Below are 12,342 nucleotides of genomic sequence, written 5' to 3' on the forward strand. Positions count from 1 at the left end.
TGCGGGAGGTGAATTGAATGGAAGACAACAGTGTGCTTAAAATGGATCATGACGAGGCTCATTTAGGCAAGGTTGAAATTGCTCCTGAGGTCATTGAAGTCATTGCCGGCATCGCCGCTTCCGAAGTTGAAGGAGTTGCTGAAATGCGCGGCAATTTCGCCACCGGCGTCGTAGAACGCTTCGGCAAAATCAATCACGGTAAAGGCGTAAAGGTCGATTTAGCCGATGACGGGATTACCATCGACGTCTATTGCGTCGTTCAATTCGGGATCTCGATCCCGAAAGTGGCGGCAAGCGTTCAGGAGAATATCCGCCAAACCTTATTAAACATGACGTCTCTGACCATTAATGAAATCAATATTCATATCGTCGGCATTCAATTTGACACGAAAGCCCAAGAAGTCGAAATCGACGAAGAAATGTAATGAGCGTATAAAAACCAAGGGGATGGGCAGCCCTTTGGTTTTTTATACGTTTCCCGTCATTTCAGGCATGAAGAAAGCCGGCTTACAAACGGCAGCCGAGTTTCTTCATGCTGTGAAATCCGAATGAAATTAATACGGTTTGTGAAAATATTCGGCATTAGGGTGAAAAAACCTAAATTTCGACATGCGATTGAGAAAAAAATATGTTATGATCTCTTTAAGCTTAACGACAAGCGGATAAAGCGGATCTGAAGGAGAAAGAAAATGAAAAGAAGAACAGCTAGAGAAAAAGCTTTGCAGGCACTTTTTCAGATTGATGTCAGCGATATTGCACCGAACGAGGCCATTGAGCACGCGCTTGATGGTGAAAAAACAGATGCCTTCTTTGAACAGCTGGTGTACGGAGTGATCGAACATCAGGTTCAGCTTGATGAAATGATTTCCGGCCATCTCGTCAATTGGAAGCTTGACCGGATTGCAAACGTAGACCGCGCGATCCTGCGTCTGGCGGTGTATGAAATGGTTTATACTGACGACATTCCTGCTAACGTGTCATTAAACGAAGCAATCGAGCTGGCAAAACGGTTCGGCGACGATAAAGCTGCAAAATTCGTAAACGGGGTTCTTTCTAACATTAAAACTGATATCGAATCATAGGAGGAAAGAAAATGACTGCAACAATCATCGACGGAAAAGAAACGGCTAAAGAAAAACGCGAACAATTGGCAAAAGAAGTAGAAGAGCTGAAAGCACAAGGCGTAGTGCCCGGTTTGGCGGTCATTTTAATCGGAGACGATCCCGCTTCTGTTTCATATGTGACAGGCAAGAAAAAAGCCGCTGAAACAATGGGAATGAAATTTAAGCTTGACCGCTTTGACTCAAGCTTAACCGAGGCGGAGCTTTTAACAGTGATTGATCAGTATAATCAAAATCCGGAATTCCACGGCATTCTCGTCCAGCTGCCGCTCCCGGATCATATTTCTGAAAAAGCCGTAATCGAGCGGATCTCTCCCGATAAGGATGTTGACGGTTTCCACCCTCTCAACGTCGGGAAAATGCTGCTTGGCGAAGATACATTTCTTCCATGCACGCCGCACGGAATTGTCGAGTTATTGAAAAAGACGAACGTAAATCTTTCCGGCAAAGAAGTTGTTGTAGTCGGACGAAGCAATATTGTCGGTAAACCGGTCGGCCAGCTGCTGCTGAACGAAAACGCGACCGTCACATATTGCCATTCCCGCACGAAAAATATGTCTGAGCATACGAAAAAAGCAGATATTCTTGTGGTAGCGGTCGGTAAAGCGAATTTCATCAAAGCCGATCAAATCAAAGAGGGCGCCATTGTCATTGATGTCGGCGTCAACCGTCTCGAAAGCGGAAAACTCTGCGGAGACGTTCAGTTTGATGAAGCGAAAGAAAAAGCATCTTTCATTACGCCGGTGCCGGGCGGAGTAGGTCCGATGACCATCACAATGCTTGCGCATAATACTGTTAAATCTGCCAGACGTACGTTATCATAGATAACCGGAGACAGTCACAAAAAGTGTGACAATGAGCACGATACCCGCTTCTTAAGGCTCCTTTCAGCCAGAGCGGGTTTTCTTAGTTTAGGGCAAAAAGCCTTTATGAAAGGAGTGCAGGATGTGAGTGAAGCGGCATATGTCACGGTTTCCGCGCTGACCAAATACATTAAACGAAAATTCGATGTGGACCCTCATCTTGAAGACATTTGGATTAAGGGTGAGCTCTCCAATGTTAAAATTCATACGAGAGGCCACATCTATTTTACATTAAAAGATGAGCATGCCCGCATGCAGGCCGTCATGTTTCAAAGACAAAGTTCGAGGCTTGCGTTTAAGCCCGAGGACGGAATGAAGGTCATCGTAAGAGGCGGCATTTCCGTCTATGAACCGAGCGGAAGCTATCAGCTGTACGCGAAAGAAATGCAGCCGGACGGTGTGGGGGCGCTCTACTTAGCATATGAAGAATTAAAGAAAAAACTTGCCGGCGAAGGGTTGTTTGATGACCGGCATAAGCAGGCCATCCCCGCTTTTCCGGCTACGATCGGGGTCGTCACGTCACCGACGGGAGCAGCCGTCAGAGACGTCATTACCACACTCAAAAGAAGATACCCCCTTGTGAAAGTCATTGTGCTTCCCGCGCTGGTTCAAGGTGAAAATGCCAGCAGATCGATTGTGAAGCGCATTGAAGAAGCCAATGCACAAAAAATGTGTGACGTCCTGATCGTCGGAAGGGGAGGGGGCTCGATCGAAGAATTGTGGGCATTTAACGAAGAAATCGTAGCCCGGGCGATTTTTGCTTCCGCCATTCCGATTATATCAGCCGTCGGACATGAAACGGATTTTACAATCAGTGATTTCGTCGCGGATATCCGGGCGGCAACGCCGACAGGAGCGGCAGAAATTGCCGTCCCCCATACGACGGACTTAATGGAACGGACAAAAACGGCGGAAGTCCGGCTGACAAGAGCGATGCAGCAGCATATCAGCAAGAAAAAAGAACGGGTTCTATCGCTCCAGTCATCCTACGCGTTCCGTTTTCCGAAACGATTGTATACCCAAAAGGAACAGCAGTTTGATCTTTTGTATCAGCAGTTCCAATCACAGCTCACAGGGCTTACGGACAGGAAACAAAGGCAGCTGGAGCGGAATACGTACAGATTAACGGCGCTCCACCCTGAAACCCAGCTGAAACAGGCGAAAAAACGGTACGAGGAGCGCTCAAATCAGCTCGCCCGAAGCATGAATGTCCAGCTGAAGCAGCTTCATTCGCAGTTTCAGACGGTTCTTGGTAAACTGAATGCATTAAGTCCCCTTCAGGTGATGGAGAGAGGATACAGTCTGGCCTATAAAGATAAAGAGCTGATCAAAAGCGTTGATCAAGTCGAACAAAATGATACGCTTGAAGTAAAGATGACAGACGGCGTTCTGACGTGTGAAGTATTGCAAAAGAGAGGCGAACGAAAATGACAGAAACCAAAAAAAGTGAAGAGCTGACATTTGAAGAGGCGATGAAAGGCCTTGAAGGCATTGTGGCAAAGCTTGAAGAAGGAGACGTGCCGCTTGAGCAGGCGATTAATTATTTTCAGGAAGGGATGGCCCTTTCAAAAATGTGCCATGAAAAGCTTCAGCATGTCGAAAAGCAAATGGACTTTATTTTAAAAGATAACGGCGAACTTGCACCTTTCAGCGTTCAGGAGGAAGACGAAGGTGACAAATAAACTGGACGCATTTTTAGCATCGCGCAAAAAACTGATTGAACAGCAGCTTTCTTTGTATACGGAACGGCTTGCGATGCCTGAAATCCTCAAAAAATCTATGCTGTATTCTTTGGAAGCGGGCGGAAAGAGGCTGCGCCCCCTCGTCGTCTTAGCCGTTCTGAATGCTTACGGAAAAGATGAAAAAGACGGGATTCCGGTCGGATGCGCTGTCGAAATGATTCATACGTATTCCTTAATCCATGATGATCTTCCTTGCATGGACGATGATGATCTGCGCCGGGGAAAGCCCACAAACCATAAAGTCTTCGGAGAAGCGGCAGCCGTATTGGCCGGAGACGGGCTTCTGACAGAAAGCTTTAAATTGATCACATCCCACGTGTCTGAGGCGGTTTCAGCAGAAAAACGGCTCCGTCTCGTCGATGAGCTGATCAGCGCGGCAGGAACGGAAGGAATGGTCGGCGGGCAGGCTGCCGACATGGAAGCGGAACAAAAGCGGATAACGCTTGAGGAGCTGGAATCCATCCACGAGCGGAAAACGGCCAAGCTCCTCGGTTTTTCTGTGACGGCGGGCGCCATTTTGGCAGATGCGCCGGAGGATGAAGTCGAAAAGCTGCGTCTGTTCAGCAGCCATATCGGCATCGGATTTCAAATCAGAGATGACATCCTTGATATTGAAGGGCATGAGGAGAAGATCGGCAAACCGGTCGGCTCAGACACGTCGAATGAAAAGTCAACGTATCCGTCGCTTTTAACGCTTGAAGGCGCGAAAGAGAAGCTGGCGTATCATATCAGCGAGGCGAAACGGATCATCAGCGGCCTTTCTCTTCAGAAAGAACTGCTGCATGACCTCTGTGATTTAATCGCGGCGAGAGATCATTAAAAACGGTCCTGATTTGAAGGGGCTGCCGCTCCTATGGTAAAATGTAAGCAGTTTCGATGAAAATACAAAGGGAGTCTTTTTCTTTTTTCAAAAAGACACTGTTTAATTTGCAGAAATTCATGCTGAAAGTGAGTTGATCCGCTTTGGATCTTTTATCAATACAGGACCCGTCATTTCTTAAAAAGATGTCAATTGAACAGCTGGAAGAGCTGAGTGAGGAAATCCGCAATTTCCTCATCACATCGCTGTCTGCCTCTGGCGGCCATATCGGGCCGAACCTCGGGGTTGTCGAGCTGACAATTGCGCTTCACAAAGAATTTGACAGTCCGAAAGATAAATTTTTATGGGATGTCGGACATCAGTCCTATGTTCATAAACTGTTAACCGGGCGCGGCAAGGAGTTTGAAACCTTGCGCCAATATAAAGGGCTTTGCGGTTTCCCGAAGCGCAGCGAAAGCGAACATGACGTATGGGAAACAGGCCACAGCTCAACATCGCTCTCAGGCGCGATGGGAATGGCAGCCGCCCGTGATATTAAAGGATCGAAAGAATATATCATCCCGATTATCGGAGACGGCGCTTTAACCGGAGGAATGGCGCTCGAAGCGCTGAACCATATCGGTGATGAGAAAAAAGATATGATCGTCATCCTGAATGATAATGAGATGAGCATTGCGCCGAATGTCGGGGCAATTCATTCTATGCTGGGACGGCTTCGCACGGCCGGCAAATATCAATGGGTAAAAGACGAGCTTGAATATTTATTTAAGCGCATCCCGGCCGTCGGCGGAAAATTGGCCGCCACAGCGGAACGGATAAAAGACAGCTTAAAATATATGCTTGTGTCAGGCATGTTTTTTGAAGAGCTGGGCTTTACGTATTTAGGCCCTGTTGACGGTCATTCCTACCACGAACTGTTTGAAAACCTGCAATACGCCAAAAAAACGAAAGGTCCTGTCCTTTTGCATGTCATTACGAAAAAGGGCAAAGGCTATAAACCGGCTGAGACCGACACAATCGGCACATGGCACGGAACGGGGCCTTATAAAATCAATACGGGTGATTTCGTCAAGCCGAAAGCCGCGGCGCCTTCATGGAGCGGACTTGTCAGCGGCACCGTGCAGGAGCTGGCGCGCGAGGATGACAGAATTGTCGCGATTACACCGGCTATGCCGGTCGGCTCTAAGCTTGAAGGATTTGCGAAAGAATTTCCTGAGCGCATGTTTGACGTCGGAATCGCAGAACAGCATGCGGCGACAATGGCCGCGGGAATGGCGCTTCAGGGTATGAAGCCGTTTCTTGCGATTTATTCGACCTTTTTACAGCGGGCGTACGATCAGGTCGTCCATGATATCTGCCGTCAAAACGCGAATGTATTTATCGGCATTGACCGCGCCGGTTTGGTCGGCGCTGACGGGGAGACGCATCAAGGCGTCTTTGACATCGCCTTTTTGCGGCATATACCGAACCTCGTTTTAATGATGCCGAAGGATGAAAATGAAGGCCGCCATATGGTCAATACAGCCCTTTCATACGAGGAAGGTCCGATTGCGATGCGCTTCCCGCGCGGAAACGGGCTCGGCGTTAAGATGGATAAAGAGCTGAAAACCATCCCGATCGGAACATGGGAAGTGCTCCGTCCCGGAAAAGACGCGGTCATTTTAACATTCGGTACGACCATTGAAATGGCGCTGGAAGCGGCTGAAGAACTGCAAAAAGAAGGCCTGTCCGTGCGTGTCGTGAATGCGAGGTTCATAAAGCCGATTGATAAACAAATGATGAAGGCCATTCTTAATGAAGGTCTGCCGATTTTAACGATAGAAGAAGCCGTGCTTGAAGGCGGATTCGGCAGCACGATTCTTGAATACGCTCATGACCTCGGCATGTATCATACACCGATTGACAGAATGGGCATCCCAGACCGGTTTATTGAACACGGCAGCGTAACCGCCCTGCTTGAAGAAATCGGTCTCACGAAGGCTGAGGTTATGAATCGGATAAAACTGCTGATGCCGCCGAAGACACATAAAGGAATTGGATCATGACAGCAAAAAAAGAACGATTAGATGTACTTCTTGTAGAAAAAGGCCTTGCGGAAACGCGGGAAAAAGCGAAACGCGCCATTATGGCGGGCATCGTATACTCAAATGAAAACCGATTGGACAAACCGGGTGAAAAAATCGCCCGGGATCTTCCGTTAACGGTAAAAGGAAACCCTCTTAAATACGTCAGCAGAGGCGGATTAAAACTTGAAAAAGCCTTGGAAGTGTTTCCTGTCTCGGTAAAAGGCAAAACGATGATTGACATCGGCTCGTCTACAGGGGGATTCACGGATTGCGCCCTCCAAAACGGAGCTGAGCGGTCCTACGCAGTGGATGTCGGCTATAATCAGCTTGCTTGGAAGCTCAGACAGGACGAGAGGGTCGTCGTCATGGAACGGACGAATTTCCGCTATTCCGAGCCTTCCGATTTCACAGAGGGTTTGCCGGAATTTGCGACAATCGATGTTTCTTTCATCTCACTCCGCCTCATTCTGCCGGTTTTAAAAACGCTGCTTGTACCGGGGAGCGATTGTATCGCACTGGTGAAGCCGCAATTTGAAGCCGGACGGGAATCCGTCGGAAAAAAAGGCATTGTCAGAGATCCCGGCGTTCATGCTGACGTTCTCCGCCGCATGAATCAATTTGCAGCTTCTGAAGGATATACAGTGAAAGGACTGTCCTTCTCACCGATTACAGGGGGAGACGGCAATATTGAGTTTCTGCTTCATCTGGAATGGGGCGGAGAAGACGGAAACGGCGCTGAACTGCCGGAAGAAGATATTCTCCGTACCGTCCGCGAAGCACATGAGACATTAAAAGCCAAAAAGACAGATGTACCGGAATAATAGGGGGCTATTATTCCTTTTTTCTGCCATCATGTACTTTTTATCAAGAAGCGGTTAACATAATGACAAGAACAGCTTGAAAACAGAGGTGCTTACATGACAAAAGGCCAAAGGCATATAAAAATCAGAGAGCTTATTACAAGCCATGAGATTGAAACGCAGGATGACTTAGTTGACATGCTGAGAGAAGAAGGATATAAGGTAACCCAGGCGACTGTCTCCAGAGACATTAAAGAGCTGCATCTCGTAAAGGTGCCGACGAACAACGGCTCCTACAAATACAGCCTGCCGGCGGATCAGCGGTTCAATCCGCTGTCAAAACTGAAGCGTTCATTAATGGATGCGTTCGTAAAAATTGACTCAGCAAGCCATATGATCGTATTAAAAACGATGCCGGGGAATGCTCAGGCAATCGGCGCTCTGATGGATAATCTCGAATGGGAAGAAATCATGGGCACGATCTGCGGAGATGACACGATCTTAATCATCTGCAGGACGCCTGAAGATACGGAAGGCGTACAAAGCCGTCTTTTGGAGCTGCTGTAGCGTAATTATCAGATAAAAGGTGGAATGCTGTTTGTTAGCTGAACTATCAATAAAAAACTTTGCCATTATAGAGGAACTGACGATTTCGTTTGAACGGGGGCTCACCGTCCTGACGGGAGAAACAGGGGCCGGCAAGTCAATTATTATAGACGCCGTTTCCCTATTAGTCGGCGGACGCGGCTCGTCTGAATTTGTCCGTTACGGTGAAACAAAGGCCGAGCTTGAAGGACTGTTTCTATTGGACAGCGGTCATCCCGTTTTTGAAGTATGCCGTGAGCAGGGAATAGACGCATCTGACGACATGATTGTCATGAGAAGGGACATCAATGCCGGAGGAAAAAGCGTCTGCCGTGTCAACGGAAAATTAGTGACGATTGCGGCTTTAAGGGAAATCGGCAGACTTTTATTAGATATTCACGGACAGCATGATAACCAGCTGTTAATGGAGGACGACAAACACTTGGAGCTTTTGGATAAATTTGCGGGCGCTGAGGCCGAATCCGCGCTTCAGGCTTACCATGAAGGCTATGAGCGTTATATGAAGCTGCTCAAAAAAGTGAAGAAGCTGTCAGAAAGCGAGCAGGAAATGGCGCATCGGTTAGACCTGATTCAATTTCAGCTTGAAGAAATCGAGTCGGCGAAGCTTGAATTGAATGAAGACGAACTTCTTCAGGAAGAGCGGAAGCAGATATCCAACTTTGAAAAAATTTATGAATCATTGCAAAACGCCTATAATGCGCTCCGCAGCGAGCAGGGGGGGCTTGACTGGGTCGGAATGGCCTCTGCCCAGCTTGAAGATATTTCGGATATCAATGAACCGCTGCAAAAGCTGTCTGAAAGTGTGTCAAGTTCCTATTATCTGCTGGAGGATGCAACCTTTCAAATGCGCAATCTGTTAGATGATCTGGAATATGACCCGGAACGGCTGAATTTTATTGAAACCCGTTTAAATGAGATCAAACAGCTGAAGCGCAAATACGGAGCGACGGTAGAAGACATTTTGGAATACGGCTCTAAAATAGAAGAGGAAATCGATCAAATCGAGAACCGCGACAGCCACCTTGAAGCCCTGAAGAAGGAATTGGAGTCGGTCGGCAAAGATGTGGCCGTAGAAGCCGCCAATTTATCAAAAATCAGAAAAGCATGGGCCAAGAAACTGGCGGAAGCGATTCATCAGGAATTACAAAGTCTGTATATGGGCAAATCAACGTTTGATACGGAATTTCTCGTGAAAATCGATCCGTCTGCCAGTGAAGCTCCGGTTGTTAACGGGCAGCCCGTGCAGCTTACCCAAAAGGGGATTGACCTTGTGAAGTTTTTAATTTCAACAAACACCGGTGAGCCTTTAAAACCGCTGTCAAAGGTCGCTTCCGGAGGCGAGCTTTCAAGGGTGATGCTGGCGATGAAGAGTATTTTTTCTTCCCAGCAGGATGTCACCTCCATCATCTTTGACGAAGTGGACACCGGTGTAAGCGGGCGGGTTGCCCAAGCCATCGCGGAAAAAATCCATAAAGTATCGACCGGTTCACAGGTGCTCTGCATTACACACCTGCCGCAGGTTGCCGCTATGGCGGATACGCACCTTCTGATCGCAAAAGAATTCAAAGACGGACGGACGACAACGCATGTCACGCCGCTTTCCAAGCAAGATAAGGTAGCGGAAATCGGCCGCATGATTGCGGGTGTTGAAGTGACCGATCTGACAAAACGGCATGCACAAGAGCTTTTAAAACAGGCCGGACAGGTAAAAACGACAGGATAAGCTGCTGATACAGGCAGCTTATTTTTTTGTTCCATTTCTCTAACAGTGTATCCAATGTTTTTCTTCGTATGCCGGTTATAAATCAAGCGCAGGAAGGCAAAAGTATAGATGTAGCAGAAAAAGAAAGTGGTGTGGGATAGGAGCGAGGAGAGTGAAGGAATGAATGCACGATAACATGAGGAAAGCAATAGGTGTAATTCTCCTTGTTTCTTTACTAAGTGTAGGCTTTTTTAAGCCGTTTAAAGAATATTTACTGATACCGTCAGAAATGAGCGTCTTTGAAAACCAGACACAGGCCGTTCCGGTCAATGCATCAATAAGCGCTGAAAAGGGCGAATTATCAGAAGCCTTTACGCTGAAAGAAGAGCACGGTCATGCAAACATAACAGGGCAAACACAAGGCAGGTCAGAAGTAGTATATGATCTTGCCGGATTTCCCATTAAAAAAACGAAAGTGCGTGTCCTTCCTGAATTGAAGGTCATTCCGGGCGGACAGTCCATCGGTGTAAAACTGCATTCAGTCGGTGTTTTGGTCGTCGGTTTTCACCAGGTGATGACAAAGGATGGGAAAAAGTCTCCGGGAGAACAAGCGGGTATTGAATCTGGCGACATCATTATTAAAATGAACGGACATAAAATTGAAAAAATGAGCGACATCGCCCCGTTTATTCAAAAAGCGGGCAAAACCGGTGAATCTCTGGATTTATTGGTGAAACGCGATAAGCAAAAAATCAAAACAAAGCTGATTCCGACAAAGGACGAAGCCGAGGGGAAATATCGAATCGGCCTTTATATCCGTGATTCGGCAGCCGGCATCGGCACCATGACATTTTTTGAACCGAAAACAAAAAAATACGGCGCATTGGGCCACGTCATCTCTGATATGGATACAAAAAAACCGATTGTTGTAGAAGACGGAGAAATCGTCCGTTCTACTGTAACATCGATTGAAAAAGGAAAAGGCGGCAATCCAGGCGAAAAACTGGCAAGGTTTTCGTCAGAACGGAAAACGATCGGCGATATTAACCGCAACAGCCCGTTCGGCATTTTTGGGACACTGCATCAGCCGATTAAAAACAACATTTCCGACAAAGCGCTTCCGATTGCTTTGTCAAATGAAGTAAAAAAAGGACCTGCGCAAATGCTGACGGTTATCGAAAACGATAAAGTAGAGAAATTTGATATTGAAATCGTCAGCACCACGCCGCAAAAATTCCCGGCGACAAAGGGAATGGTATTGAAAGTGACAGATCCGAAACTGCTGAAAAGAACCGGCGGAATCGTTCAGGGGATGAGCGGAAGCCCGATCATCCAGAACGGAAAGGTCGTCGGAGCCGTAACCCACGTATTTGTCAATGATCCGACAAGCGGCTATGGCGTTCATATCGAATGGATGCTGTCTGAAGCGGGTGTTGATGTTTACGGGAAAGACAAAGCAAGCTGACTGCCGGATGATCCGGCAGTTTTTTTATGTGATGCGTTCTTCACTTCTTTCCGGGATTCATGTAAAATAAGACATGAAGATTTTTCGACAAATTCACGTTTCCTGATTTGTCAAACTTAATTTTTAGTCGAAAAACCTAGAAAATGCTAGAAAAACAAAGATATACCACTATTATTGGTAAATATGGATTTTTTAAAAGGGGAAGTAGTGGTTTTGTCGAATGTAACATATAGCAGTCAAATGGGTTGCGTCCTGTTAATACATTGGGGGAGGAAGAAACGTGGAGAAAATTAAAGTTTGTGTTGCTGATGATAATCGAGAGCTTGTAAGCCTGTTGAGTGAATATATAGAGGGACAGGATGATATGGAAGTGATCGGCGTTGCTTATAACGGACAGGAATGTCTTTCTTTGTTTAAAGATAAGAATCCCGATGTGCTCGTGTTAGACATTATCATGCCGCATCTGGACGGACTTGCGGTTTTGGAGCGTCTGCGTGAATCAGAGCTCAAGAAGCAGCCGAACGTCATCATGCTGACGGCATTCGGTCAGGAAGACGTTACGAAAAAAGCCGTCGATTTAGGCGCATCCTATTTCATCCTGAAGCCGTTTGATATGGAAAACCTTGTCGGCCATATCCGCCAGGTAAGCGGAAATGTCAGCAGTGTCACACACCGTGCCCCGTCTGCGCAAAGCAGCATTATCCGCAGCCAGCCGGAGCCGAAGCGGAAAAATCTCGATGCCAGCATTACAAGCATTATCCATGAGATCGGTGTGCCTGCCCATATCAAAGGCTATCTTTATTTGCGTGAAGCCATTTCCATGGTGTATAACGATATTGAACTCCTCGGCAGCATCACAAAAGTCCTTTATCCCGACATCGCCAAAAAATTCAACACGACCGCAAGCCGTGTAGAACGGGCCATCCGCCACGCCATTGAAGTCGCATGGAGCAGGGGAAATATTGATTCCATTTCTTCACTGTTCGGATATACGGTAAGCATGACAAAAGCAAAACCAACCAACTCAGAGTTCATCGCGATGGTTGCTGACAAGCTGAGATTGGAGCATAAAGCTTCGTAACGCAAGCCTTTGGCTAAATGTCTTTTTCGCGCCTTCTATTCCGTGCATAAACGCGGAAGAGAAGGCGTTTTGAGAT

Annotated in this window: 12 protein-coding genes; all 12 read left to right on the forward strand. The window is 47.1% G+C overall.

From position 1 onward, the window contains the following. Positions 1-17 precede the first annotated feature (17 nt). Positions 18-425: an Asp23/Gls24 family envelope stress response protein gene (locus C5I45_RS07865; RefSeq protein WP_003153156.1), complete on the forward strand. Its 408-nt coding sequence runs from the start codon at positions 18-20 to the stop codon at positions 423-425. A gap of 264 nt (positions 426-689) precedes the next feature. Continuing rightward, complete coding sequence (gene nusB / locus C5I45_RS07870; RefSeq protein ID WP_003153163.1) at positions 690-1,082, forward strand: transcription antitermination factor NusB; 393 nt, start codon at positions 690-692, stop codon at positions 1,080-1,082. 11 nt (positions 1,083-1,093) lie between these two features. Further along, positions 1,094-1,945 (forward strand): bifunctional methylenetetrahydrofolate dehydrogenase/methenyltetrahydrofolate cyclohydrolase FolD, encoded by an 852-nt coding sequence (gene folD / locus C5I45_RS07875; protein WP_003153164.1) that lies wholly within the window; start codon positions 1,094-1,096, stop codon positions 1,943-1,945. A 123-nt stretch (positions 1,946-2,068) separates the two neighbouring features. Next, complete coding sequence (gene xseA / locus C5I45_RS07880; protein ID WP_025852868.1) at positions 2,069-3,415, forward strand: exodeoxyribonuclease VII large subunit; 1,347 nt, start codon at positions 2,069-2,071, stop codon at positions 3,413-3,415. Then, positions 3,412-3,666, forward strand: a complete 255-nt coding sequence (locus C5I45_RS07885; protein ID WP_007408352.1) for an exodeoxyribonuclease VII small subunit — start codon at positions 3,412-3,414, stop codon at positions 3,664-3,666. Before xseA ends, C5I45_RS07885 begins: the two co-directional genes overlap by 4 nt. Further along, positions 3,656-4,546: a polyprenyl synthetase family protein gene (locus C5I45_RS07890; protein WP_014305396.1), complete on the forward strand. Its 891-nt coding sequence runs from the start codon at positions 3,656-3,658 to the stop codon at positions 4,544-4,546. The genes C5I45_RS07885 and C5I45_RS07890 overlap by 11 nt, the downstream gene beginning before the upstream one ends. Before the next feature lie 143 nt (positions 4,547-4,689). Beyond that, a complete protein-coding gene (gene dxs, locus C5I45_RS07895) occupies positions 4,690-6,591 on the forward strand; it encodes a 1-deoxy-D-xylulose-5-phosphate synthase (protein ID WP_024085592.1) in 1,902 nt (633 codons plus the stop codon). Next, positions 6,588-7,433: a TlyA family RNA methyltransferase gene (locus C5I45_RS07900; protein WP_003153172.1), complete on the forward strand. Its 846-nt coding sequence runs from the start codon at positions 6,588-6,590 to the stop codon at positions 7,431-7,433. Before dxs ends, C5I45_RS07900 begins: the two co-directional genes overlap by 4 nt. Before the next feature lie 96 nt (positions 7,434-7,529). Further along, positions 7,530-7,979 (forward strand): transcriptional regulator AhrC/ArgR, encoded by a 450-nt coding sequence (gene ahrC, locus C5I45_RS07905; protein WP_003153173.1) that lies wholly within the window; start codon positions 7,530-7,532, stop codon positions 7,977-7,979. A 31-nt stretch (positions 7,980-8,010) separates the two neighbouring features. Further along, entirely contained in the window at positions 8,011-9,741 is a 1,731-nt protein-coding gene (gene recN / locus C5I45_RS07910; RefSeq protein WP_025852862.1) for a DNA repair protein RecN, read from the forward strand. A gap of 163 nt (positions 9,742-9,904) precedes the next feature. Beyond that, entirely contained in the window at positions 9,905-11,185 is a 1,281-nt protein-coding gene (spoIVB, locus tag C5I45_RS07915) for a SpoIVB peptidase (RefSeq protein WP_007408360.1), read from the forward strand. 280 nt (positions 11,186-11,465) lie between these two features. Further along, positions 11,466-12,266 (forward strand): sporulation transcription factor Spo0A, encoded by an 801-nt coding sequence (gene spo0A, locus C5I45_RS07920; protein WP_107994314.1) that lies wholly within the window; start codon positions 11,466-11,468, stop codon positions 12,264-12,266. Positions 12,267-12,342: the final 76 nt, after the last annotated feature.

Origin of the sequence: Bacillus sp. ZY-1-1, assembly GCF_003047165.1 — a bacterium.
Classification (GTDB): domain Bacteria; phylum Bacillota; class Bacilli; order Bacillales; family Bacillaceae; genus Bacillus; species Bacillus velezensis.

Excerpts from the sequence above, each read along its gene's own strand:
- C5I45_RS07865 (WP_003153156.1), top strand. The coding sequence starts at position 18 with ATGGAAGACAACAGTGTGCTTAAAATGGATCATGACGAGGCTCATTTA.
- nusB (WP_003153163.1), top strand. The coding sequence starts at position 690 with ATGAAAAGAAGAACAGCTAGAGAAAAAGCTTTGCAGGCACTTTTTCAG.
- folD (WP_003153164.1), top strand. The coding sequence starts at position 1,094 with ATGACTGCAACAATCATCGACGGAAAAGAAACGGCTAAAGAAAAACGC.
- C5I45_RS07885 (WP_007408352.1), top strand. The coding sequence starts at position 3,412 with ATGACAGAAACCAAAAAAAGTGAAGAGCTGACATTTGAAGAGGCGATG.
- C5I45_RS07900 (WP_003153172.1), top strand. The coding sequence starts at position 6,588 with ATGACAGCAAAAAAAGAACGATTAGATGTACTTCTTGTAGAAAAAGGC.
- ahrC (WP_003153173.1), top strand. The coding sequence starts at position 7,530 with ATGACAAAAGGCCAAAGGCATATAAAAATCAGAGAGCTTATTACAAGC.
- spoIVB (WP_007408360.1), top strand. The coding sequence starts at position 9,905 with ATGCACGATAACATGAGGAAAGCAATAGGTGTAATTCTCCTTGTTTCT.